Origin of the sequence: Pseudarthrobacter sp. 902506025 (genome assembly GCF_040702325.1) — a bacterium.
Taxonomy (GTDB): Bacteria; Actinomycetota; Actinomycetes; order Actinomycetales; family Micrococcaceae; genus Arthrobacter.
The window spans coordinates 828,766-852,285 of sequence record NZ_JBFBKW010000001.1 but is presented as its reverse complement, the minus strand read 5'-3'; the positions used below and the strand labels follow the sequence as shown (position 1 = coordinate 852,285).

19 protein-coding genes are annotated in these 23,520 nt (G+C 67.4%); 6 read left to right on the top strand and 13 right to left on the bottom strand.

Going from position 1 to position 23,520, the window contains the following annotated elements; all coding sequences use genetic code 11:
* Positions 1–109: 109 nt before the first annotated feature.
* On the bottom strand, positions 110–478 hold the full coding sequence (locus AB0280_RS03830; RefSeq protein ID WP_224026207.1) for a DUF5655 domain-containing protein: 369 nt from the start codon (positions 476–478) through the stop codon (positions 110–112).
* 188 nt (positions 479–666) lie between these two features.
* On the opposite strand from AB0280_RS03830, the gene AB0280_RS03825 reads away from it, so the two are divergent.
* The 4 genes from AB0280_RS03825 (at position 667) to ppsA (ending at position 8,246) form a co-directional block, all read left to right on the top strand.
* The gene (locus AB0280_RS03825) at positions 667–2,598 is read left to right on the top strand and encodes a heavy metal translocating P-type ATPase (protein WP_224026206.1); all 1,932 of its coding nucleotides are present in this window, start codon (positions 667–669) and stop codon (positions 2,596–2,598) included.
* 131 nt (positions 2,599–2,729) lie between these two features.
* Positions 2,730–3,191, top strand: a complete 462-nt coding sequence (locus tag AB0280_RS03820; RefSeq protein WP_159631847.1) for a universal stress protein — start codon at positions 2,730–2,732, stop codon at positions 3,189–3,191.
* Positions 3,188–5,743 carry a cation-translocating P-type ATPase gene (locus tag AB0280_RS03815; RefSeq protein ID WP_366366230.1) on the top strand — a complete coding sequence of 852 codons (2,556 nt, stop codon included), beginning with the start codon at positions 3,188–3,190 and terminating at the stop codon, positions 5,741–5,743. Before AB0280_RS03820 ends, AB0280_RS03815 begins: the two co-directional genes overlap by 4 nt.
* Positions 5,744–5,807: 64 nt before the next feature.
* The gene (ppsA, locus tag AB0280_RS03810; RefSeq protein WP_366366229.1) at positions 5,808–8,246 is read left to right on the top strand and encodes a phosphoenolpyruvate synthase; all 2,439 of its coding nucleotides are present in this window, start codon (positions 5,808–5,810) and stop codon (positions 8,244–8,246) included.
* Between the two features lie 95 nt (positions 8,247–8,341).
* On the opposite strand, the gene AB0280_RS03805 is transcribed toward ppsA, so the two are convergent.
* From AB0280_RS03805 to AB0280_RS03790, 4 genes are all read right to left on the bottom strand, one after another.
* The gene (locus tag AB0280_RS03805) at positions 8,342–8,764 is read right to left on the bottom strand and encodes an Hsp20/alpha crystallin family protein (protein ID WP_275180215.1); all 423 of its coding nucleotides are present in this window, start codon (positions 8,762–8,764) and stop codon (positions 8,342–8,344) included.
* A gap of 13 nt (positions 8,765–8,777) precedes the next feature.
* The gene (locus AB0280_RS03800) at positions 8,778–11,258 is read right to left on the bottom strand and encodes an HAD-IC family P-type ATPase (RefSeq protein WP_425328578.1); all 2,481 of its coding nucleotides are present in this window, start codon (positions 11,256–11,258) and stop codon (positions 8,778–8,780) included.
* Between the two features lie 62 nt (positions 11,259–11,320).
* Entirely contained in the window at positions 11,321–12,181 is an 861-nt protein-coding gene (locus AB0280_RS03795; protein ID WP_275180213.1) for a universal stress protein, read from the bottom strand.
* A gap of 53 nt (positions 12,182–12,234) precedes the next feature.
* The gene (locus AB0280_RS03790; RefSeq protein ID WP_224026199.1) at positions 12,235–12,693 is read right to left on the bottom strand and encodes a pyridoxamine 5'-phosphate oxidase family protein; all 459 of its coding nucleotides are present in this window, start codon (positions 12,691–12,693) and stop codon (positions 12,235–12,237) included.
* A gap of 271 nt (positions 12,694–12,964) precedes the next feature.
* Between AB0280_RS03790 and AB0280_RS03785 the strand changes: the two genes are divergently transcribed.
* Complete coding sequence (locus AB0280_RS03785) at positions 12,965–14,617, top strand: GAF domain-containing sensor histidine kinase (protein ID WP_366366254.1); 1,653 nt, start codon at positions 12,965–12,967, stop codon at positions 14,615–14,617.
* A gap of 19 nt (positions 14,618–14,636) precedes the next feature.
* On the opposite strand, the gene AB0280_RS03780 is transcribed toward AB0280_RS03785, so the two are convergent.
* On the bottom strand, positions 14,637–15,311 hold the full coding sequence (locus AB0280_RS03780; protein WP_159631855.1) for a response regulator: 675 nt from the start codon (positions 15,309–15,311) through the stop codon (positions 14,637–14,639).
* Positions 15,312–15,559: 248 nt separating this feature from the next.
* On the opposite strand from AB0280_RS03780, the gene AB0280_RS03775 reads away from it, so the two are divergent.
* Positions 15,560–16,072 carry a universal stress protein gene (locus AB0280_RS03775; RefSeq protein ID WP_275180212.1) on the top strand — a complete coding sequence of 171 codons (513 nt, stop codon included), beginning with the start codon at positions 15,560–15,562 and terminating at the stop codon, positions 16,070–16,072.
* Between the two features lie 86 nt (positions 16,073–16,158).
* Here AB0280_RS03775 and AB0280_RS03770 read toward each other — a convergent pair whose 3' ends face one another.
* The 7 genes from AB0280_RS03770 to AB0280_RS03740 form a co-directional block, all read right to left on the bottom strand.
* Positions 16,159–16,683 carry a hemerythrin domain-containing protein gene (locus tag AB0280_RS03770; protein ID WP_275180211.1) on the bottom strand — a complete coding sequence of 175 codons (525 nt, stop codon included), beginning with the start codon at positions 16,681–16,683 and terminating at the stop codon, positions 16,159–16,161.
* Positions 16,680–16,994: a DUF3040 domain-containing protein gene (locus AB0280_RS03765; protein WP_159635445.1), complete on the bottom strand. Its 315-nt coding sequence runs from the start codon at positions 16,992–16,994 to the stop codon at positions 16,680–16,682. Before AB0280_RS03765 ends, AB0280_RS03770 begins: the two co-directional genes overlap by 4 nt.
* A gap of 40 nt (positions 16,995–17,034) precedes the next feature.
* A complete protein-coding gene (locus AB0280_RS03760) occupies positions 17,035–17,292 on the bottom strand; it encodes an SHOCT domain-containing protein (protein ID WP_275180210.1) in 258 nt (85 codons plus the stop codon).
* 141 nt (positions 17,293–17,433) lie between these two features.
* Positions 17,434–20,292 (bottom strand): cation-translocating P-type ATPase, encoded by a 2,859-nt coding sequence (locus tag AB0280_RS03755; RefSeq protein ID WP_366366225.1) that lies wholly within the window; start codon positions 20,290–20,292, stop codon positions 17,434–17,436.
* 17 nt (positions 20,293–20,309) lie between these two features.
* Positions 20,310–21,308, bottom strand: coding sequence for a polysaccharide deacetylase family protein (locus tag AB0280_RS03750; RefSeq protein WP_224026194.1), 999 nt, complete (start codon positions 21,306–21,308; stop codon positions 20,310–20,312).
* Positions 21,309–21,351: 43 nt separating this feature from the next.
* On the bottom strand, positions 21,352–21,819 hold the full coding sequence (locus AB0280_RS03745) for a universal stress protein (RefSeq protein ID WP_224026193.1): 468 nt from the start codon (positions 21,817–21,819) through the stop codon (positions 21,352–21,354).
* Positions 21,820–21,893: 74 nt separating this feature from the next.
* Entirely contained in the window at positions 21,894–23,510 is a 1,617-nt protein-coding gene (locus AB0280_RS03740) for a DUF4389 domain-containing protein (RefSeq protein ID WP_366366224.1), read from the bottom strand.
* Positions 23,511–23,520 lie beyond the last annotated feature (10 nt).

Here is a 23,520-nt window from a genome sequence, read left to right as displayed (position 1 = left end):
AGACCTCTTAGTCGTTGGCTGTGTGTGGTAACCACCAACCTAAGAGGTCTTCACCTATTCACGATGTAACCAACGTCCTGACTCAGTACACCTAGGGGGCCACCCCTGATCATCCGGCTGCCTCGTACGCTTCAAGCATCCAGCCGCGGACCTCGGCATCGAGCTCCCTGCCGTCTGTGAGCTCCAGATGATGCATCCAGGTTCCGGGTGCCGGGTGGACGACCTGCTTGAAGCGCGGTGAGTCCAAGGCGCGGGGCAAGGCAAGGGACAGCACCAGTGGAACCGCGGATTTTACGTAGACCCCCGGCCGCCAGAGGTAGGCGTACCCGCGGCGCCGGCGGAAAGAGACCTGGCTCTTGCTGACCCGGACCTCATGGGGACCCAGTTCCGCTGCCATCTGCTCCGCTGCCCGGTAAAGCGCCAGGGCCACCGGGGCGCCGTCGAAAAAGCGTTCCACCGTCCAAGGCACGGCATTCATGGTGGGCTCCGGTTGTGCGTACGGATCAGGGCGCCTTCAACTCTCTCCCGGGACCCAGCGCCGGGGGAGTGCCAAAAGTCATGCCGCAGGGGTGGGCGGGGCCAAATGCCCTACCCGGGTTGACAGGATCAGGGTAGGTTCGGCTCTATGTGCGATGACCGTTTCCATCCCCTGCCGAATTGTCGCGGATGAGGAAGCAGGCCGCCCCGCCTGCGGCAACCGGTGGGAGCGCCGGCAGCTTTGACGACGAGGGACCTGCCCGCTCGCCCGTCGAAAAGGCCAGGGGCTTCGTCCGGCGGTATCCCGTCGTCGCCCTCACCTGCCTGGTGCTCGCGGCCACCCTGGTGCTGCTGCCGTTCAACCTGGAACTCCAGGTCCGCGTGCTCGCGTCGGCCTACGCGGCCGTCATTGTGGTGGTACGGGCGGCCGGCATGGTCCGGTCGTTGCGGGAAGGACGTTGGGGGATCGACCTCCTGGCCCTGATGGCGATCGCCAGCACGGTAGTGGTGGGCGAGTATCTCGCCGCGCTGGTGGTCATCCTGATGCTCACGGGCGGCGAAGCGCTGGAAAACTTTGCCCAGGGACGGGCCGCGCGTGAACTGCGGTCCCTGCTGGACCGGGCCCCGCGTTTTGCCCACCGCGAGGGGTCGGGTGCCGTACTCGAGGAGACCCCGATCGGTGATGTGGCCCCGGGAGACGTCCTTGTGGTCCGGCCTTCGGAGCTGGTGCCCGTTGACGGTGAACTCCTGTCCGATTCAGCCAGCCTCGACGAATCATCGCTCACCGGCGAAAGCCTGCCCGTGGAACGCACCAGGGGGCAGGCACTGCTCAGCGGCGCGGTAAACGGAGTGGCCGCCATCCGCATGCGTGCATCGGCCAGCGCGGCCGACTCCCAATACAGCCGGATCATCGCCTTGGTCGAGGAAGCGTCCAACAGCCGCGCGCCGGTGGTCCGCCTGGCCGACCGCTATGCCGTTCCCTTCACCCTCCTGGCGCTGGCGATGGCCGGGACAGCCTGGTTCCTGTCCGGCGAGCCGCTCCGCTTCGCCCAGGTCCTGGTGGTGGCAACGCCCTGCCCGCTCCTCATTGCCGCCCCTGTGGCCTTTCTTGCCGGCACCAGCCAGGCCGCCCACAAAGGCATCATCATCAAGAACACGCGGACCCTCGAGCAACTTGCGAAGGCACAAACGGCAGTCTTCGACAAGACCGGAACGCTCACGTCAGGGCACCCCGTCCTGGACGACATCCAGCTGGCCCCGGGCTACGGCGAAGCCCTGGGGAGCCGAAGGATCCTGCAGCTGGCCGCCTCCGCTGAGCAGTACTCCTCGCACGTGCTGGCAGGCTCCGTGATTGAAGCCGCCAAGGCCGCCGGCCTTGGACTGCTGACGGTGCAACAGGCGACGGAGAGCGCCACCCACGGCGTGGACGCCGTTTGCGACGGGCAGCGGGTGGTGGTGGGGAAAGCAGGGCTGGTGCGGAGTTCATCAACCGGATTCCGGGAGGCAGCCGTGCGCAGCGGCCAGCTGGCTGTCCACGTGGCGGTGGACGGCCAGTACGCCGGCGCACTGATCATGAAGGACCCGTTGCGCCGCAACGCCGTGGACACCCTGGCCCGCCTGTACAGCCTGGGTGTCCGGAACACCATGCTCCTGACCGGTGATGCCCACGCCACGGCTGCGCACATCGCCGAGGAAGCGGGCATCGGCCGGGTCCAGGCCGAATGTCTTCCGGAGGACAAGGTCAACACGGTGGCCGGCATCCAGGAACGGCCCGTCCTGATGGTGGGCGACGGCGTCAACGATGCCCCCGTCCTGGCTGCGGCGGACGTGGGGATCGCCATGGGCGCCAAGGGGGCCACCGCCGCAAGTGAGTCCGCTGACGTGGTGGTCATGCTCGACGACGTCTCGAAAGTTGCGCAGGCCGTCGCCATTGGAAAGCGGACAGTGGCAGTGGCCCTGGTAAGCATCTGGACAGGAATCGGACTCAGCCTGGTACTGATGGCCATCGCCATGACGGGATACATTCCAGCCGTCGCCGGCGCCCTCCTGCAGGAGCTGGTGGATTTGGCAACCATCCTGAACGGCCTGCGGGCACTGCACGGTGCCGAGCCCAAGAGATAAGGCCAAACCTAAAAGACAGGGCCAAACTTAGAAGACAACGCCGATCAGCGTGGCAGCATGCCCCCAGCGGTGCCGCCCGGCATGACCTTTGGCCCTTCCCACCGTAATTCCCAGCCGGGATCGTGGTGTCCATGAATGCAGAAACAGGGGCCAAGCCTGTCATTGTGGGTGTCGACGGTTCTGAATACTCCTCTGCCGCCCTTCGCTACGCGGGCATGCTGGCAGCCCGGCTCGGCACGAGGCTGGAAGTCATCTCATGCGTTGGGATGCCGGACTACCTGGTGATGTCGCGTCTTGAAGGGGCGGACCGGCAGTTCACCGCCAGGCTTGAGGATGCTGCAGGGCGCCTGGTCGAGGACGCCCTGGGCCGGGCCTTTACCGCGGAACGGCCGGAAAACATCGACGTCACCATCAAGTTCGGGCCGCCGGCAAAGGTGCTGGTGGAGGAGAGCCGGCGTGCGCAGATGCTGGTGGTTGGCAGGCACGGCGAGGGCGGACTGCTGAAATCGTCCATGGGCTCCGTCAGCAAGGCCTGCGCTGCCCACTCCAACTGCCCGGTGCTGCTGGTAGGGCAGGAGGCGGACGCTGTGTGAGGGCCGCGGAGGGCCTGAGCTCTGAACGGGCGGCGGAACTCCTGAGGCAGGCCGGCCCCAACCAGCTTCCGACGGAAAAACCGGTATCCCAGTGGCGGAAGCTCTGGGGGGAGATGACGCATTTCTTCGCACTCATGCTCTGGTGCGCCGCCGGGCTGGCCTTCATCGCGGACATGCCCCAACTGGCGGTGGCGATTATCGTCGTCGTCATAGTCAATGGGGTGTTCGCCCACATCCAGCAGGAACGCGCCCAGCACGCTGCCGCAAAGCTGCGGGGACTGCTGCCCGCCGACGTGGTGGTCCGGCGGGACGGGAAGGTGCGCAAGGTCCACGCCAGTGAACTGGTGGTGGGGGATGTGGTGCTGCTGGCTGCCGGCGACCGTGTGCCGGCAGACATGGTCCTCCTGACCGCCTCGGCCTGCGCGGTGGACGAATCGATGCTGACCGGAGAAAGCGATCCGGTACCGAAAGCCCCAGGCGGTCAGGCGTGGGGCGGCACCTTCCTGGTTAATGGCTACGGGGAGGCGACCGTTTCCGCGACTGGTGCCGGCACCAGGCTGGCAGCAATCGCCGCCCTCACCAGCGGAGCGGTTGCACCGCCCACACCGCTGTCCATGGAACTGCGGCGGATTGTCCGGGTGACCGCCGGCATGGCATTGGGCATCGCCGCTGTCTTCTTCCTGGCATCCCTGTTGGTGGGTTTCCAGTGGCGCGATTCATTCCTGTTCTCCATTGGCGTTGCCGTAGCTCTGGTGCCGGAAGGACTCCTCCCCACCGTCACACTGTCCCTGGCCATGGGCGCCCAACGCATGGCATCGCGCAAGGGACTGGTGCGCAACCTGGAGGCCGTGGAAACCCTGGGCTCGACCACCTTCATCTGCACCGACAAGACGGGGACCCTCACGCAGAACCGGATGAACGCCGTCGAGGTCTTCACACCGGAAGGGGCCATCCAGGTGACAGGCGAGGGGTATGCCCCGGAGGCGCAAATCGAGGGCCGGGGCGTGGAGAAGGCAGCCCAGGCTGCGCTCGCCGCCCGGACCGCCTCACAGGGCCGCGCTGAACTGCACGACGGGCAATGGCGTGCCCAGGGTGACCCGATGGAAGCGGCCATGGACGTCCTTGCCCGCAGGCTGACCGGTAGGGTGTCCGCTCCTGTACCGTCGCGGAGGCTGCCATTCGACCCGGTGCGGCGCAGGGAATCGGCAATCGTGGGTCCCGACCTGTACTGCAAAGGCGCCCCCGAAACCGTCCTTCCGGTGTGCGGATCCGTGCCCGGACCGGTCAAGGAACAGGTGGAGGTGATGGCGAGACGCGGCCTGCGGGTCATCGCGGTGGCCCGGCGGCGGCTTGGGGGAACCCCTGAAACATGGCACTCCGCGTCAGCAGCGGAGCTCGAAACGGGCCTGGAACTCCTGGGCCTGATCGGGCTGCAGGACCCGCCGCGGCCGGACGTTGGGGACGTGATCCGCACCGCGCGGCAGGCAGGGCTGCGGGTAGCCATGATCACCGGCGACCATCCTGCCACCGCGGCGGCAATTGCCCGGCAGATCGGCCTGACCGGGACACCCGAATACGTTCTGGAAGGCGCAGACCTCCCGGACGACGACCAGGTGCTCGGAGCACTCCTGGACCGTGACGGAGTGGTGGTCAGCAGGGGCTCGCCCGAGCAAAAGCTTCGCGTCGCCAAGGCCCTGCAGTCCCGGGGGCACGTGGTGGCCATGACCGGCGACGGCGTCAACGACGGCCCGGCACTGCGCGAAGCCGACATCGGGGTGGCCATGGGCCTGAGCGGAACCGACGTGGCCCGCGAAGCCGCGGACCTGGTCCTCCTCGATGACCACTTCGGCACCATTGTGGCCGCCATCGAACAAGGCCGGGCAACCTACGCCAACATCCACAGGTTCCTCACCTACCACCTCACCGACAACGTGGCCGAACTGACCCCCTTCGTCATCTGGGCGCTCTCCGGCGGCCACTTCCCGCTTGCCCTGGGCGTCCTTCAAATCCTTGCCCTGGACATCGGCACCGACCTCCTGCCTGCGCTGGCCCTGGGCGCTGAGCCGCCGGGCAGACGCGTGCTGGCCCGTCCGCCTGAACGCAGGCACCTGATGGACCGGCGCTTGATCATCCGGGTCTTCTGCATCCTGGGCCCGGTGGAAGCCGCCGTGGAAATGGCAGTGTTCTCAGCTGTCCTGGCCGGTGGCGGCTGGACCCGGGGGCAGGTACCTGCGGCGCCCCTGCTGATGGCCGCGTCCGGTGCCGCCTTCACCGCCGTCGTCCTGGGACAGCTCGCCAACGCCTTCGCGTGCCGGAGCGCTACGGTGCCCCCCTGGAAGCTGGGCTGGGGCACGAACAAGCTGCTGGTGTGGGCTGTGCTGGCTGAAGCGTCCATCCTTGCGGTGTGCCTGTACGTGCCTTCCCTCGCCGCATTGCTGGGCCAGTCCCCGCCACCCCCGGAAGGCCTCCTCCTTGCACTCCTCGCAGCCCCGGCGGTCCTGCTTGCGGACTGGATCCATAAATCAGTCCGGGGGCGGCTGCGCCGCATCTAGGCGTGGCCGGCCGCCGGGACCAAAGCCTCTGACTGCCCCTGCTGCCCCGGGCAAGAATCAAGCCATGAGCGCCTCCGCAGAAACGTCCCTGGCCAACGTCAACGTGATGTGGATAGAAGACACCGGGATCGCGGACATCCCCTCGGTGGGAGGCAAGAACGCTTCCCTCGGGGAACTCAGCCGGGCACTGAAGTCCGCCGGTGTCAGGGTTCCTGAGGGGTTCGCCACCACGGCCTCCGCCTACCGCGCGTTCCTCGCCGCCAACAACCTGGAACCCCGGATCCGGAAACACATCGAGGACCAGCGGGCCGGGCGGTCGACACTTCGCCAGGCCGGGGCGGCAATCCGCGAACTGTTCCTGCAGGCCACCTTCCCGGAGGACATCGCCGGCGGCATCCAGGAACATTACCGGGCCCTGTGCCAACGCGCGGGGCAGGCTGAGGCCGCTGTTGCGGTCCGCAGCAGCGCCACCGCCGAGGATCTGCCGGACGCCAGCTTCGCCGGCCAGCAGGAAACGTTCCTGAACGTGGCAGGGGAACGCGGCGTCCTCGAGGCATGCCGGCGCTGCTACGCCTCCCTGTTCACGGACCGGGCCATCAGCTACCGCGAAATGAAGGGCTATGACCACCTGGACGTTGCCCTGTCCGTGGGGGTCCAGCGGATGGTCCGATCGGATCTCGGGGCGTCCGGGGTGATGTTCTCGATCGACACGGAATCTGGTCTTCCCGGCGTGGTGGTCATCAGCGCCGCCTGGGGGCTGGGGGAGACCGTGGTCCAGGGGACCATCAACCCGGACAAGTACCAGGTGTTCAAGCCGCTCCTGGCGGATCAGCGCTTCAGCCCGGTCATCGAGCGGGAACTGGGTGCAAAGGAACGCAAGATGGTTTACAGCCAGGGAGGGGATGCGCGGACCCGGACGGTCGAGACCACCGGGCGGGAACAGCGCTCGCTGGTGCTGGACGACCGGGAGATTGTCCTGCTGGCCCGCTGGGCGGTGGCGGTGGAGGACCACTACGGGCGTCCGATGGACATGGAATGGGCTAAGGACGGGATCACCGGCGAACTCTTCATGGTCCAGGCAAGGCCGGAAACGGTCCAGGCCCGCCGCAGCACCTCCACCTTCCGGACCTACCACCTGGACCGGCCCGGCCGGGTGCTGGTGACCGGTGCCGCGATCGGTGACTCCATTGCCAGCGGCCAGGCGTGCGTAGTCAGGGATGCGACGGACATCGAATCCTTCGTGGACGGCTCAGTCCTGGTTACCCGCATGACTGACCCGGACTGGGTGCCCGTGATGAAGCGGGCCGCGGGGATCATCACCGACCACGGCGGCCCAACCAGCCACGCCGCGATCGTCAGCCGCGAACTGGGGGTGCCCGCCGTCGTGGGGACGCGCAACGCGACCGAAGTACTTCCCGACGGCGCCCAGGTCACCTTGTCCTGCGCGGAAGGGGAGGAGGGCCACGTCTACGAGGGGCTGCTCGAATTTTCGGTGGAGGAAGTGGACATGCAGGCACTTCCCGCCACCCGCACGGCCGTGATGATCAACATCGCCAGCCCGGCTGCCGCGTTCAAATGGTGGCGTCTGCCCGCGGCCGGCGTGGGCCTGGCCCGGATGGAGTTCATCATCAACAACCTGATCCGGGTCCACCCGATGGCCCTGGTCCATCCGGAAAGGGTGGCGGACCCGGAAGAGGCGGCATTGATCCGGAAGCTCACCAGCGGCTACCAGGACCCCCAGGAGTACTTCATTGACGTCCTGGCCACCGGCATCGCCAAAATCGCCGCACCGTTCCATCCCAAGCCGGTGATTGTGCGGCTCAGCGACTTCAAGAGCAACGAGTACAGCCACCTGATCGGCGGCAGCGCGTTTGAGCGCCCGGAGGAAAACCCCATGCTGGGGTTCCGCGGGGCGTCCCGCTACTACAGCAGCCACTACCGGGAGGGGTTCGCCCTGGAGTGCAGGGCCATCAAACGGGTACGGGAACAGGCCGGGTTCAGCAACGTCATTGTCATGGTGCCCTTCTGCCGCACGGTGCGGGAAGCGGACCAGGTCATCCAGGCCATGGAAGAGCACGGTCTGGTGCGCGGCGTGGACGGGCTGCAGCTGTACATGATGTGCGAGATTCCTGCCAACGTGGTCCTGGCGGAGGAATTCGCCAAGCGCTTTGACGGCTTCTCCATCGGGTCCAACGACCTCACCCAGCTGGTGCTTGGCGTGGACCGCGACTCGGAGGAACTTGCCGGACTGTTCGATGAGCGGGATCCGGCGGTGTTGTCCATGATGGGCCAGGCGATCAGCAAGGCCCACGCCGCCGGCATCAAAATCGGCATCTGCGGGCAGGGGCCAAGCAACCATCCGGACCTGGCGGAGTTCCTGGTCAGCCAGGGGATCGATTCGGTGTCCCTTAACCCTGATACCTACGTAAAAACGTTGCCCGTCATTGCAGCGGCGGAGGCCGCCGCTGACAGGGTCCGGGCGGCTGGCCGGCCGTCGCCGTGAAAGGGCCCGGCTGAAAGTGCCTGGCTGAGGTGCCTGGCACCTCAAGGGATGGTCCCCTCAGGGAGCCAGGCACCGGCGTCGTACCCTGGCTGTCCTCAACCCCTGCTGATGGGGATCTTCGACGCCGCGGCTGCCTGTCCCTGGTCCGGCATGGGCGCCCGGACTTCAAGGACGCCGTCCTTGTAGGAGGCGGTGACGTCACCCTGCTGGACGCCGCCGGGAAGGGGAATCCGCCGGACGAAGGACCCGTACCGGAACTCGGACCGGTAGCTGTCCTTGTCCTTTTGCTCCTTCTTCTCCTGCCGCTCCGCCTTGATGGACAGCACGCCGTCGGAAACCGTCACGTCGACGTCCTTTTCCGGATCGATGCCGGGCAGTTCGGCGCGCACCACGAGTGTGTTGCCGTCCACCATCTCCTCAACCCGGATGGCCGAGGAACCCACGTCGCCTTCGAAAAGCCTTTCGATGACATCCATCGGGGAACGGCGGCTTTCGAACCATTTCATCAGGTCAGTCATTGTTGCCTCCTGCTCATCTGGATACCGGACCATCGCGGTGCCCGGCATTTCCACCATCCGCTTCCCGGGATGCCGGTTCCAGAGTCAAAGGTCCCAGCCCCGGCCCATCGGCGGCGGCGGGCCGGCGGCGGGTCAGACGGCCGATGATTTCGATGGCCGCGCACCCTGCCGCGGCCACTGCAACCGCGGGCACCAGCAGCCCGGCTGGCGGCCAGTCCACGCGGAAGAACTCCTGCGTCAACGGCACGGTGAACAGCAGGACCAGGCCCGCGTACATCCCGGCGAGGATCAGGACCTTGGTCAGGTTGAGGGGACGGGATGCCATCACCAGGATCCACGCCGCCGCCAGGCCCAGGGTCACGGTGGCCGCCGATTGCGCGGCTTCCTGGCTGTGGCCGCTCCAGATCTGGGCATAGCCGCTGACCGCGAGGACGCACAGGGCTCCGCAGATTCCTGCCGGTACGGCGAAGGCAAGCGAGCGCCGGAGGAATCCCGGTGCGTAACGCTGGCCGCCGGGCTGCAGGGCCAGGAAGAACGAAGGCAGGCCAATGGTCAGTCCGTCCAGCGCGGACAGTTGCCGGGGAAGGAACGGAAAGGCCAGCAACAGGATGCCGGTCACTATGGAGATGACCGTGGCGTAGACGGTCTTGCTCAGGAAGACCAGGGAGACACGCTCAATGTTGCTGATGGCCCGGCGCCCCTCATCCACCACCGCCGGCAGCCTTTCGAACCGCCCGTCCAGGAGCACAAGCCGGGCCACGGCTTTGGTCGCCGGCGAGGCCGAGTCCATGGCGATGCCCAGGTCCGCCTCCTTGAGGGCCAGGACGTCGTTCACCCCGTCCCCAGTCATTGCCACCGTGTGCCCCCGCCGTTTCAGGGCCTGAATCAGGTCCCGCTTCTGGGACGGCGTCACGCTTCCAAAGAGGTCGCAGGCTTCCACCGCCTCCTCCAGCTGGAGCCGGTCCCGGGGCAGTGTGCGGGCGTCATAGGCAGCACCGGAGCCAAAACCCACCGCACCTGCCAGGGCCGCCACTGTCCGGGGATCATCACCGGAGATGATCTTGACGGAAACCCCCTGGCGCCGGAAATAGTCGAGCGTCGCGGCGGCATCACGGCGGATGCTCTCGCGGAAGGTCAGGATCATGACGGGCACCAGGTCCGTGGGCAGGCCACTGTCCGCGGCGCCGGACGGCAAAGGCGCCGGGAGGTGGGCCAGGGCCAAAGTCCGGAGGCCGGTGGAGGCGAGGGCGGCGGCCTTGCCATGGGCCCGGGCGCTTCCGGCAGAACCGAGGACCGCATCCGGTGCTCCCAGGATCCAGGTGCCGGACGCGGCTGACTCCGGCCCGAACGTTGCCGAACTCCACTTCCGGGCTGACGAAAACGGAACGGAATCCTGCTCCTGCAGCGGTCGCTGGACGGGAAAGGATGCGCCGATGGCAGCGGCGGTGCTGCTGGCGTCCGCATTGGCGCCGAACCATTCCAGTGCGGCCCGCCAGCCGGCCGCCCGGGCCGTCCCGGCATCGTGGATGGCGTCGAACACGATTGAACCGGAGGACAACGTGCCTGTCTTATCGAGGCAGAGGACGTCCACCCTGGCCAGGACCTCCACCGCGGCAAGTTCCTGGATGAGGACTTTTTGGCGGGCCAGGCGCAGGCCGCCCACGGCAAACGCCACGCTGGTCATCAGGAGCAGGCCCAGGGGAATCATGGCCATGATGCCTGCGATCGCCCCCACGGCGGCCGGTATCCACCGCCCCGACCCGAGAGCGCCAGCCCATCCGCCCTGGTCCTGCATCTGCGCATTGGTGAGGAGCAGGGCCGTGGGCAGGAGCAACCAGGTGATGACGGTAAAGACTTTTTCCAGGCCCCTGCGGATCTCAGACGTGACCAGGGAAAACCGTCGTGCTTCGGCGGCCAGCCGGTAGGCGAACGTGTCCGGCCCTACCCGCAGCACCGTGGCCCGGCCGTTGCCTGCCAGGATCAGCGACCCGGACAGCAGCACCGCGCCGCCGGTTTTGGGGACGGGCTCCGACTCGCCGGTCAGCAGGGACTCGTCCACCTCAAGCGGGCTGTCGCCCAGAAGCAACAGGTCCGCCGTGACCTGGTCTCCGGCGTTGAGGACAACGAGGTCGTCCGGCACAAGATCTTCCGAGGAAATGCTTTCCCTGGTCCCGTTCCTGACCACCGTGCTCCGGGCAGCCTGCAGAATGGCCAGCTGGTCCAGCGACCGCTTGGCCCGGTACTCCTGGACGATGCCGATCAGCGAATTGCTGATGGCTGACAGGCCGAAGAGCGCATCACGCCACTGGCCAAGGAACAGGAGCAGGATGAAGCACCCGCCCACCACGCCGTTGAAGAGGGTGAACACGTTGGCCTGGACGATTTCACGGACGCTCCTGCTGGTTGCCGTGGGCACGCTGTTGATGCGGCCGGAAGCGGTCCGTTCGCGTACTTCGGCCGTGGAGAGCCCGTCCCGGGCATGGCGCAGGTCCATTCCCGGGACCGGCGTCCCGTTTTCCCCGGCTGGTGGCATGGTGCGGCAGGCAGCAGGCCCGGTCAGCCGTTGTGCTTGTGCATGCGGGTGATCACGGTGGGGCACGGCGGCTGGGTCAGCACCGCGTGCGCCGTGGAACCCAGCACGAGTCTTTCGAAGCCGCCCTTTCCGCGGCTGCCCAGGACCAGCAGCCGGGCGCCTGCGGCAGCCCGGAGCAGGGCGTCCGCCGGCTCCAGCACGGTTTCCATCACGGTGTGCACCACCAGGTCCGGATAGTCCTGCCGGAGTCCCGCCTCGGTTTCGGAGAGCACGATCTGCTCTTCCTCGACCACATGGGTGGCAAAGCTGCTCTGCGGGAGCCCGGCCGCGATCCACCGGTTGGGGCCGGTGAAAGCGTAGAGCACCGTCAGTTCCTCACCGAGCGCATCAGCTTCGGCGGCCGCGAACGCCACTGCCTGCGTTGACTCCCGCGACCCATCCACGCCAACCAGGATGCCGCGGCCCTCCGCCTGGCCCTCACCGATGACAGCAACGGGGCACTCAGCCGTGGCAGCCGCCTGCAGCGCGCGGTCCGTCAGCGCACCGCGGTTGTGCCCGCTGGTGCCCAGGACAAGCATGGAGGCGTTCTTGGAATAGTCACCCAGTGCCGCCCCCACTCCTCCTTCGAGGAGCTGGAGCGAAATCTGCAGGCCGGGTTCGGCGGCGACGGCTTTTTCGCCGGCCTCCTTCAGGAGGCCCAGGCCTGATTCACGCAGGACTTCGAGGTAGGGAAGCACTTCCGCCGCCATCCACCGGTCGTCCACAACGTTCACGACGGCGAGGGGACACTTGAGCCGGTTGGCCCGGGCTGCTGCCCACAACAGGGCGGCATTGGACGCCGCAGTGTCTGAGATGCCGACGGCGATTGGCTTGGCAGGTGCCATGGGAAACCATCCTTTGGGGGTTCTGGTGAGGGGTGTCAGGTCGGGCTGGGTGGCTAGTCTGCGGTGGGCTCCCGCGGCGGCCACCAATGGGTGGGAGCGGCGATCACGAACCTCCGGCCGGTGATCTTCTCCGGCGTGATCCGGATCAGGATATTTTTTTGACCCGGCTGCCAGGGGGACAGGCCGGCCTCCATGGCATCCCTGGTTTCCTCTTCATCGGACACCACCATGGCATGGCCCTTCAGGACGACGCTCCAGGCGATGGTGCCGTACTGGTTCATTCCGTCCGCCTCGACGGCGACCGCTTTCCGGTCCGTCAGGGAAGCAAGCTTTGTTCCTTCGCCGGTACGCATGAGCAACGTGCCGTTGGTGGGGACAAAATTCACCGGGTAGTTCTCCACGGTGCCGCCGTCGGTGAAGGCAATCCTGCAAAGGGACGTTGACCTGAGGTATCGCCAGCAATCGTGGACGCCGAGTTCCTTGATTTCCGGTTCTGCCGCTGCGCTGTTCATGGCCGTAGCCTAGGGCGGCCGGCTTGCCAAGGATAGGGAAGAAGGTCCCGCACCCCGCATGCCCCCCATTACCAAGCTCACTGAGGGTATTTTCCCCCCGGCTCTCCTAGAATGGGAGGCGAAGCGTCTTCATGCCCAGGTGAAGGCGGCACTGGGGGCGGAGGCCGGCACTTCCGTTTCGTGCACTTAGACCGCGCCAAGGACCCGCAGCGCCGCAGGTTCCTGCCGCAGGAGGTGGGACGTGAGCACTGAGCGGCCTTGGCACTCTCCGATGAGGGATCCGGTGGAAGACCTGCAGCGGGACTTCACCGTCCGGGGAGATGGCCTGCCGGACAACCAGGAGCGGATTAACGGCCTGTTGGCCGCGGTGGTGGCCCTCGCCGAGGACCTCAGCCTGGAAACCGTCCTGGACCGCCTGGTGCGGTCCGCCTGCGCCCTGGTGGGCGCCAAGTATGGAGCCTTGGGTGTCATCGGCGAGGACCGCCGGTTGAGCCACTTCATCACTGTGGGCATCGACGAACAAGACATCCGTTCCATCGGCGAACTGCCCACGGGCAATGGCGTCCTGGGCCTGCTCATCCGTGACCCAAAGCCGTTGCGCCTGCACGACCTCGGCCGGCATCCCATCACTTCAGGCTTTCCCCCGAACCACCCGCCCATGCGGACCTTCCTGGGCGTCCCCGTCCGCGTCCGGGATGAAGTGTTCGGAAACCTCTACCTGACCGAGAAACAGGGCGGGGAGGACTTCACCGTGGAGGATGAGGACCTTGCCGTTGCCCTGGCGGCCGCGGCCGGCGTGGCAATCCAGAACGCCCGCCTCTTTGAAAACAGCAGCCGCCGGCAGAAATGGCTGGAGGCAGGCATGGAGCTGAGCAGCCGCCTGATCATGACCCCGCAACCGGGGGACGCGGGCAGCCTGGACGCCGTTGCCGAGACCGCCTTGAAGGTGTCCGATTCGGCGCTTGCGGTGATTGCCGTGCCGGCGGGCGATGGTGCGCTGCGGTGCAGGGCCTGCCTTGGCGTGCAGGGCCTCCAGACAGGCCAGGAACTGATAGCCTCCGAGGCGGTCTCCGGCGTGATCCAGAACGGCGGGTCGTTCGTGGCACAGGACCCGCGGCAGGTTTTCGAAGACAAGATGGCAGAGAAGCTCGGCTCCGTCCTTGTGTTTTCGCTGGGGCACAGCGCCGGCGACAACGGGGTCCTCCTGTTGGCCCGCGCACAAGGAGCGCCCGCATTCAACCAGGCTGAGGCGGAGTCCAGTGCCATCTTCGGGAGCCGGATTGGGCTGGCGCTGGACCTGGCGCGGGTGAATGCCCTGCGTGAACAAAACCTCCTGTTCACCGACCGGGAGCGGATCGCCCGGGACCTCCATGACCTGGTGATCCAACGCTTGTTTGCTGCCGGACTCAGCATCCAGACCCTGCGCCGCTACACCCTGGACCCGGTGGCGCACGAACGGATTGCCGCCGTGACCACCGAACTCGATGACACCATCCGAAAGCTCAGGGACACCATCTACTCGCTCAGGACCGCGGATGAGGAACGCGAACCCCTGACGGGCCGTATCCTGCGCGTGGTCCGGGAAAGCTCACGCAGTTACGCCGTCACTCCCAAGGTCTCCCTGGACGGACCGGTCGATTCGATCGGGGAAGACGTGGCTGTCCATTTGTTGTCGGTGGCGTCAGAGGGCCTCAGTAACGCTTTGCGGCATTCCGGCGGAGACGAAATCCAGGTCTCGGTCGCCGTTGGCCAGGACCAGGTGGAGCTCCTCATCAGTGACAACGGCCACGGCTTCACCGAACCTGTCCAGGTAAGCGGCCTTGCAAACATGCGCAACCGCGCCGGGCAACTGAAGGGCAGCTGCGTCATCGAGAGTGTCCCCGGCGGGGGCACCTGCGTGAAATGGTCCGTGCCGCTGGCGTAAGTCCCGGCCAGGGTGCGGTTCAGGCAGAGTCCGTGGAGCTCTTGGTAACGTACACGGCGGCTTGTGTCCGGCGCTCGAAACCCAGTTTGGCCAGGATGGACGACACGTAATTCTTGACGGTCTTCTCGGCCAGGAACAGGTCATCGCCGATCTGGCGGTTGGTCAACCCCTGGCCGATCAGGGCCAGCACCTTTTTCTCCTGCGCGCTCAGGCCGTCCAACCGGGGGTCGGTGGGCACCGTGGACAGCCCCGCAATGATCTGCTGTTCGACTCCCGGATCAAAAAGGGACTCGCCCGCAGCGGCCCGGCGGATACCCGCCAGGAGGTCATCACTCCTGATTTGCTTCAGGATGTACCCTGACGCGCCGGCCAGGACCGCCCCACGGAGGGCCTGTTCGTCGTCGTAGCTGGTGAGGATCAGGCAGCGCAGCCGGGGATCGAGTGAACGCACATCCCGGCAGACCTCGATCCCGGTGCCGTCCGGAAGCCGGCCGTCCAGTATGGCGATGTCAGGGTGCAGGGCGGGGATGCGCCGCGTGGCCTCGGCCGCGGATCCGCTCTCGCCGACCACAAGGAACCCTTCGCCTTCCAGCAGGTCCTTCAGCCCCTGCCGGACAAGTTCGTGGTCATCAAGGATGAACACGCGGACCTGCCCGGAAGATCCTGCCGCTTCATCAGCCCCAGTTTCATGCATCTGCACCGAACGCTCCCAAAATCTTCACCACCCCGTCCCGCCTGCGCGGGCCAGGCCCCGGAAGGGCCTGGGTCCCATTGTTCCCTGCCGGGCGTTGTGCCGGAAGGGACCAAAGTCCGCCGGGCACCCCATGTCGCTGCCGGTGCTGCGCATGGCACCATGGCACTGGTGCACCCGTGATGACCTTTGGCCCTGTTCGAGGCAGCGGTTCAGGGACACGCTGGGGTGGGACGGCGACAGGAGGCAACGTGGCAACAGCAGGGAACGGGGCAGCGGTGCCTGCTTCCGATCGGCGCCCCGATCGGCGCCCCAGGATCATTGTGGGGGTGGACGGTTCCGAGGCATCCGTCGCCGCGCTCCGGGTGGCCAGGGCAATGGCGGAACCCATGTCCGCGACTGTGGAGGCCTGGGCCTGCTGGGACGTTCCAGCCGGTTACGGCGTGTATTTGGCCGTAGGGATCGAGGGGTTCAAGTATGCCGCCCACCAGGTGCTGGAGCAGGCGCTGGCGGACGCTTTCGGGGAAATTCCGGCGTTTGTGCATCCACGCCTGGTGCGCGGCAAGCCCGGCCCCGCGCTGATCGACGCGAGCCGCAACGCGTCGCTGCTGATTGTCGGCAGGAGGGGGCATGGGAACTTCGTGCCAGGGTCCGTCAGTTCTGCCTGCGTGAGCCACGCGCACTGCCCTGTGCTGGTGGTACACGCCCCGGAGGCTGGAGCCGGCGACAATGCTGCCCAGGCCCAGTCTGCTGTGCTGCCCTGAGCTGCCCTGACGCCGCGGTGACCTGACGCCCACGGGCCCTGGCTCCGGGACCCGGCCCGCCGCCGTCGTCCGTGTGCCCGGTTGTCCTAGTGTCCGTGGTGGCCCTGCCCGTGGTGGTGGGCCGCACCTTCCCCCACCAGTTCGTGAAGTCCTTCGACCGCCTGGGCGAGTGACAGGCCAGGGGATGCGACGACGAAGGGCATCAGGAGCCGGTTCTCCTTGTCCAGGTGGAGGGCGAAGATCCGCTGGATGGCGCCGGCTGCCACCGCTGCAGCAACGCCATCGGCCGTCCTGAGTTCATCGACCAGGCCCACGATGACCTGATGCTCGGCCAGCATGCCGTCCACCAGCAGCCGGGCCTCCGGCATGCCGTGCGGCCCACTGTAGAGGGGTCCTTCTTCTGCCAGCGCGTGCGGCACCAGCTCCTTGTCGCACCAGTCCAGCAGGGCGGCCTGCGTTTCCTGCCCGGCGCCGGGATCGCCCGCCTCCACGGCCTCCGTGAGCAGGCCCACCAGACCGTTCAGGTGCCACAGCATGTCGGCGTGGTGCGCCTCGACTGCCTGCAGCGCCTGGGCCTCGGCGGAGGCATCCTTTCCGTTCACCGCGTTCATTCGCTGTTGCCTTCCAGTTGGGTGACATGCCGGTTCGTGGTGCGCAGGGACCAGCGGAGGTCCTTGATTGCCCAATAGGCAGCCCCGTTCATCACCGCAAAACCTGCGATGCCCAGCAAGGGGACCCGGACCACCAGCCCAAGAAGCAGGAGGCAGGCGCCCACTGCGACAAGGACGAGCCCCCGCCGGAAGCGGGTACGGAGTGTCAGCGCAAAGGCATCCTTGTTGAGCAGGGCTGCCAGCTTGGGGTCTTCCGCTTCCAGGCCGTGGCTGATCAGGTCGAGTTCGCGTTTTTCGAATTCAGAGAGCATCGCTGCACCCCACTGTCCATTGCCTGCGGGAGCCGCGGACTCAGGTACCCGGGTGGCCGCGCAGGACGGCCAGCCTGTTCTGGTACTCGGCAGCGTCGATCTCCCCGCGGGCGAAGCGCTCAGCCAGGACGTCTTCTGCCACCCGAGGGGGTTGAGGGTGGGCACCGTACGGGGAGGGTGCCCGCAGGGAACGGGCCAGCAGGACAATGCCGGTGATGATTGCTCCCCAGACCACCACCATGCTGATGCTCATCAGGACATAGCCCCACAGGCCCATGCCGTCGTTCCAGCCGTACACTTCCGCGACCTCCGGTCCACTGAAAGGCGGACGCCAGCCGTCTGCTTTCCGTTCCAGTATTGGGCTCCCGCAGGGGTCCGGGGGAGAGTCATTGGTCCTGTTTCGGCCCGCGGCTGCAGGGCTTTCCGGTGGGACCGGGTCCTAGAAGCCGCGGCGCCGGAGCCGCTTGTCCACGGCGACGGCCAGGGACGCGAGCAGGGCCAGCCCAAGGATCCGCAACCAGGCGTCGGCTCCGATGGGGGCCGTGTGGAAGAGCCCGTTCATTAGCGGTGTGTAGGTGAGGGCCAGTTGGCCGCCTGCCTGGACCAGGACGCCGACGAGGAGCCACCGGTTGCGGAATGGATGGATCCGCCAGGCCGGCCGGGTCAGGGACCGGCAACTGAAAAGGTAGAAAACTTCCACGGCCACGAACAGGTTCACGGCCGACGTGCGGGCCTGGGCAACAGAGGCGCCGGTGGCCACCTCGTGTTCAAAGAGCCACCACGTGCCGGCCACCAGGAGGGCTGAAACGAGCAGGACCCGCACTGTGAGCGCCCACGTCAGCAGGGGGCGGTCCGGTGGGCGCGGCGGGCGGGACATCAGTCCCGGTTCCTTCGGCTCGAAGGCGAGCATCAGGCCAAGGGCGACGGCGGTGGTCATGTTGATCCAGAGGATCTGGGTGGGCAGGATGGGCAGCGTCGCCCCCAGCAGGATGGCCACGAGGATCACCAGGCCTTCGGCCATGTTGGTGGGGAGGGTCCAGACGATGAATTTGGTCAGGTTGTCAAAGACGTTACGGCCTTCTTCGACAGCCGCCTCGATGGTGGCAAAGTCATCGTCCGTCAGGACAATGTCCGATGCTTCCTTGGCCACTTCCGTTCCGCTGCGCCCCATGGAGATGCCCACGTTTGCCTGGCGAAGGGCGGGTGCATCGTTGACGCCGTCCCCGGTCATGGCGGCCACGTGTCCGCGGGACTGCAGGGCACCGATGAGCCGAAGCTTCTGTTCCGGTGAAACCCGGGCGAACACCGTGGCCCGCTCTACGGCCTCCGGCAGCCGGTCCGCCGGGATGGCATCGAGGTCCGCCCCGGTCAGGGCTGTCCCCGCGGCGCTGTCAGCAGCCAGCCCCACGGCCGCTGCCACCGTGACGGCGGTGCGCACGTGGTCCCCGGTGATCATCTTCACGCCCACGCCTGCGCGCTGGCACGCCTTCACCGAGGCTGCGGCTGCTTCCCGCGGTGGGTCGTGCATCGCGTGAAGCCCGGTCAGGGTCATCCGGCCCCGCAACTCCGTGGCGGAGAGGGGGCCCGAACCGGCGGGAAGGCTCATCATGGCCGTGGCAAGGACCCGGAGCCCGTCGTCCGCGAGCGCGTGGGCTGCACCGAGCACGGCGTGCCTGCGAACGGGCCTGTCGGCGCCCTGGCCGTCCATTTCGTGGGCGCAGAGCTCCAGGACACGTTCCACGGCGCCTTTCACGAACACTGTGCCGCCGTCCTCCGGGAGCGTGGATGCGTGGAGCGTGGCCATGAACTGCCGCTCGGACGTGAAGGGCAGCTCTGCCTGCCGCGGGTTGGCAGCCAGGAAGTCCTGCACCTTGATGCCGGCCTTTCCTGCCGCCACAAGCATCGCGGCCTCCGTGGGATCACCGCGCACCTGCCAGCCGGCCCCCTCCCTGCGGATGCTGGCGTCATTGCAGGCTGCTCCGCCCAACAGCGACCACTGCAGCGCATCATCCTTGGGCAGCGCAGCATCCCCGGGCTGCGCGGCACCGCCGGGACGTGTCACACCGGCGGCCAGGTTCCGGCCGTCCGGGTGCTGTGGGGCGGGGTGCTGTCCGGCCGACGGGGTGATGTGTCCTTCCGGCCCGTAGCCGGAGCCTGTCACGTCGTACCACCCGGAGGGCGTCCACAGCGCACGGATTGTCATCTGGTTCTCGGTGAAGGTTCCCGTCTTGTCCGAGCAAATCACCGTGGTGCTGCCCAGCGTTTCCACCACGGGCAGCCGGCGCACCACGGCACGGCGCCGGGCCATGCGCCGCACGCCGATGGCAAGCGTGACCGTCACTGCGGCGGGAAGTCCCTCGGGGATGGCCCCCACGGCCAGGGCGACGGCGGCCGTGAACATCTGTCCCGGCCGTTCGCCATGTGCCAGTCCGGCGAGGAACGCCACGGCGGCGAGGGCCAGGATGGCGACGGTGAGGGTGGTGCTGAAACGTGCCAGTTTCAAGGTCAGCGGCGTGGCCACGGGCCGGACGGCACCCATGAGTCGGTGGATTTCGCCGAGTTCGGTTTCGCCGCCGATGGCCACCACGATTCCCGCACCGGTTCCCGCGGTCACCAGAGTGCCGCTGTACAGCATGTTCCGCCGGTCCGCCACGGGCGTGACCTGAGGCAGCACCACCTCGTCCTTGGCTACGGGATCGGATTCGCCCGTCAGTGCGGATTCGTCCACCCGCAGGGCGGACAGGCGTACCAGGCGGAGGTCGGCCGGTACCTTGTCGCCGGCTTCCAGCAGGACGAGGTCGCCGGGGACCAGGTCCTCGGACGGGACATGCTTCCGTTCGCCGCCGCGCATCACGGCCGCATGCGTGCGGACCAGTGAATGGAGGGCATCCAGGGCCGCCTCTGCCCGGACCTCCTGGACGAAGCCGATCAGCGTGTTGACCAGGACCACTGCAAGGATAACGGCGGAATCAAGGAATTCGCCCAGGAAGACGGTGACCACGGCAGCGGCCAACAGCACATAGACCAGCGGATTGTTGAATTGGCGTCCGAGTTTGCGCGCGATGCCTGCGCGCTGTGACCGCGGCAGCTCGTTGACGCCGAACTGGGCACGCCGGCGCGCCACCTCTTCCTGGTCAAGGCCCCTGGCGGCATCCGTCTCAAGCAGCAACACCACCTCGTGGACGGGCAATCCGTGGTGGGCCGTATCCCCGGCGTCTCCGGGTCCGGTGCCACTGCCGGACGGGTCCGGCTGCCGGGCCGTCACGTGGCTGTTCCGGGAGGGCCTGTGCTTCGCCACGGGTGCCGCCGCCCTGATCAGTGTCCCAGCACGGCGTCGAGGGTGGCGAAACCGTACCCCGCGGCCGTGATGCGGTCGATGACCTGGGGGAGGGCGTCGGCGTCCAGCGTCGTCCCGTCGTCGGGGTTGGACCCGATGTGCATGAGGACGATTTCGCCGGGCTGCAGCCCTGCCAGGACGCGGTCGGCCACCGTTTGGATGCTGGCGCCGCCGCTGGTGCCTTTCCAGCCGAGGGTGTCCACGGTCCACCTCACGGACACGTACCCCAGGGTGTTGACCGCCGCGATGGTGCGGGTGTCGCGTTCGCCGTAGGGGAACCGGAACAGCGGCCTGGGGTCGGCCCCGGCAGCCAGGATGGCCTCCTCGGCGCCGCGCACCTGCTGCGCGATCAGGTCATCTCCCAGGCTGGTGAACCCCGGATGGGTCATCGAATGGTTTGCCACACGGTGCCCGGCGGCCACGATCTGCGCCTCGGCCCGCGGGTTGTTCGCCGCCCAGTTGCCGGTCAGGAAGAAAGTCCCGGCAACGCCCCGGGCTGCAAGGGCCGACAGGATTTTTGGCAGCCCTGCCGCGTTGGCTCCTGCATCGAAGGTCAGGGCCACGACACGGCCTGCCCCTGGAATGACGGTCAGGTCCTGGCCGCGGAGGGATTCCGGAAACGGCGCCGGCCGGGCCGGTTCCGGAGGCTGGGCCGGCGCTTCAGGCGGCTCCGGTTCGGGAACCGGTGGCACTGGCACCGGCGGAACGGTCACAGGTGGCTCGACCGGAGCCTGGCCTGCTTCGGGGGTATCGGTTTCCTGCGGCTCCTCTGCCGGCGGGGAACTGCCCGGGGCCGGCGGACTTGTTGGTCCCGGCAGCGGCGATGGGAGCGCCGGTGATGGGGACGGGGAGGCCGACGGCGGCCCGGACGTGGGTGCCGGAAGGAACAGGGCCAGGATGATGGCGAGGACCGCCAGGGCGGCGGCGAGCGCTATGGCGGGCGCCCGTCGTCGTGCGTCACTGGCCGGCACCACCATCACCTGCCTTGGAAGTCAGCCGTGCCTGCCGCCGATGTTCCGTTCAGGAACCCTTGGAACCGTCGGCTTCGGTCTCCGCCGTGTGGACCACAAGGACGGGGCAATGGGCGTGCGCAACGATGGCGGAGCTGACCGAGCCAAGGAGCAGGCCGCCGAACCCGCCGTGTCCCCGGCGCCCCACCACGATCATGTCGGCGTCCCGGCTGGCATCGATCAGCGCTTCCCGGGGATGGCTGCGCACAAGGGTCGAGCTGACGTTGGCCGGTGTCTCGTCTCCGAAGGCCTGCGCCACAGCATCGTCCAGGACCTTCCGGGCCCCCTCCTCGAAGCCCTCGACGCCCATCATCACGTAACCGCTGTACATTTGCGGGTACTCCCAGCAGGCAATGGCCTGGACCTTGGCGCCAAGGGGAGTGGCCATCCGCTGGGCCTGCCGAAGCGCCTCCACGGACGCCTCCGACCCATCGACGCCTACAACGATCCTGGCTATTGGTGCCCCGGCAATGCTCATGTTTGCTCCCTCGTCGGACCCGCGGTGTCAGGCCCATCATGCCTGCAGGCGCGCGGCGGGGCTAGGGCCGAAGGTCATGGCGCACCCGCAGGCGGCACGCCCCCGGTGGGAACCACATCTCCGGGCCCCTCCGGTTCGGTGGCGCCCTGGTCCAGCCGGAACGGCGGATATTCGTCACGCATCAGCGCGGTGTACACCAGGACACGGTAAATCCAGCGGTTGATGCCCAGGATGAAGTCGAACAGCGGCCGCTGGTAGCGGCCGGTGAACAGCAGGATCACTGCCGCTATCAGCACCAGCAGCCCCAGCAGGGACGGCCCGGAGACCCGTTCGTAGGTGGCCCCAAGGACGTTGTCCTCCGACTGCCACCGCCAGACGCTTTCCGTGCTCCCTGCGAAAGCGGCCACCAGGAGCAGATGCGGGATGGACAGGAGCCACCATTTCACCAGGACCAGTCCGCGCGAGAGCCGCTGCGGGTACTCCACGTCAAAATCGGCCGGGTAATTGGCGCGCTTGAGCGTAAACGGCGGGTACAGGTCGGTGCCCACGGCGGCGTAGGCGTAGAAGGCCACGCGCCAGTTCCACCGCAGGACGCCCACGTTGAAGTCGAACAGTGCCCGCGGATAACGGCCGGTAAAGAGGATGGCGAACCCCGCCACGATGGTGGTGACGGCGAACGCGAACCAGAGGAAGAAGAGGAGGATGACATGCGGTATGGCCAGGAACCATTTGACCAGCCACATCCAGCGTGAAAGCCCGGGATCGAGCTCACCAAAGAGCCGCGCGGGGTAGCCGGGGCGGGCGGCAGCTGCCGGGCTGTACTGCTGGGGCGGTGGTGGCGGGACGGTTCCCGGCGTTACGGCCGCTCCCGGCTGGGTCCATGATGCCGGCGTTGTAGAAGGGTAGGGCGGTCCGGCCGCGGCCGGACCATTCATTGACGGTTCCCGATAAACCGGCCCACCCATGCCCGGACCACCCATGTCCGGACCACCCATGGGGCGCCCGCCGTCAGGGCGTGCGGCGTGCCGGCCCAGACCCGCGGCCCCGAAGATGATGAGGGGAACGCCGATCAGCAGGGCGATGATCCCGCCCACCAGCAGGCCCGTGGCTGCCGGCCGGATCAGGTCCGAGCGGAAGCCGGCCTGCGCTTGGACATCAACCCCGGGGGAGGCGTCGGCGTTCATCACCACCACTTCCCACGCGCCCGGCGTGATGTTCCAGGTGAGCTCCTGCTGTCCCGTTCCCGACGCGGAGGCGGTCCAGATGCGCTGGTCCGCGGGCGGTGATGCCGGGTTGCCGCCCGGTACATCGCGGTATTCGGCGCGGAACGGCCGCTGGCGGATGTTCAGCAGCTCCGAGTGGTGCACGCCTGAGAGGTACTGTTCGACGTCGGCCTGCCGGCCGATGCCAATGAACACCGGTTTGTCCGGGGTCACTGATTCAACGCGCAGCCGCAGGGTTCCGACGTCGAAGGGCAGCCTGCCGGGAACGTCGTCTCCAATGGCGTCTGCCCGCGGCGAGGTCAGGGCGAATGAACTCACGGAGAAACGCGATGAGCCGGACGTCAGGTATCCGTCCCCCTGGATGGTTCCCACCGCCGACGCCACGGCCCCGCCCGCCAGCGCGGCAAGGCCCGGAAGCGTTATCAGGATCCCGAGGATCAGCATGATGATGGCTGCGGGCTTCTTCATGGGGTGAACC

What these genes read in the sequence shown, in the direction of transcription:
- AB0280_RS03830 (WP_224026207.1), bottom strand. Translation starts at nt 478, where the DNA reads ATGAATGCCGTGCCTTGGACGGTGGAACGCTTTTTCGACGGCGCCCCG.
- AB0280_RS03825 (WP_224026206.1), top strand. Translation starts at nt 667, where the DNA reads ATGAGGAAGCAGGCCGCCCCGCCTGCGGCAACCGGTGGGAGCGCCGGC.
- AB0280_RS03820 (WP_159631847.1), top strand. Translation starts at nt 2,730, where the DNA reads ATGAATGCAGAAACAGGGGCCAAGCCTGTCATTGTGGGTGTCGACGGT.
- ppsA (WP_366366229.1), top strand. Translation starts at nt 5,808, where the DNA reads ATGAGCGCCTCCGCAGAAACGTCCCTGGCCAACGTCAACGTGATGTGG.
- AB0280_RS03805 (WP_275180215.1), bottom strand. Translation starts at nt 8,764, where the DNA reads ATGACTGACCTGATGAAATGGTTCGAAAGCCGCCGTTCCCCGATGGAT.
- AB0280_RS03800 (WP_425328578.1), bottom strand. Translation starts at nt 11,258, where the DNA reads ATGGACCTGCGCCATGCCCGGGACGGGCTCTCCACGGCCGAAGTACGC.
- AB0280_RS03795 (WP_275180213.1), bottom strand. Translation starts at nt 12,181, where the DNA reads ATGGCACCTGCCAAGCCAATCGCCGTCGGCATCTCAGACACTGCGGCG.
- AB0280_RS03790 (WP_224026199.1), bottom strand. Translation starts at nt 12,693, where the DNA reads ATGAACAGCGCAGCGGCAGAACCGGAAATCAAGGAACTCGGCGTCCAC.
- AB0280_RS03785 (WP_366366254.1), top strand. Translation starts at nt 12,965, where the DNA reads ATGAGGGATCCGGTGGAAGACCTGCAGCGGGACTTCACCGTCCGGGGA.
- AB0280_RS03780 (WP_159631855.1), bottom strand. Translation starts at nt 15,311, where the DNA reads ATGCATGAAACTGGGGCTGATGAAGCGGCAGGATCTTCCGGGCAGGTC.
- AB0280_RS03770 (WP_275180211.1), bottom strand. Translation starts at nt 16,683, where the DNA reads ATGAACGCGGTGAACGGAAAGGATGCCTCCGCCGAGGCCCAGGCGCTG.
- AB0280_RS03765 (WP_159635445.1), bottom strand. Translation starts at nt 16,994, where the DNA reads ATGCTCTCTGAATTCGAAAAACGCGAACTCGACCTGATCAGCCACGGC.
- AB0280_RS03750 (WP_224026194.1), bottom strand. Translation starts at nt 21,308, where the DNA reads ATGGTGGTGCCGGCCAGTGACGCACGACGACGGGCGCCCGCCATAGCG.
- AB0280_RS03745 (WP_224026193.1), bottom strand. Translation starts at nt 21,819, where the DNA reads ATGAGCATTGCCGGGGCACCAATAGCCAGGATCGTTGTAGGCGTCGAT.
- AB0280_RS03740 (WP_366366224.1), bottom strand. Translation starts at nt 23,510, where the DNA reads ATGAAGAAGCCCGCAGCCATCATCATGCTGATCCTCGGGATCCTGATA.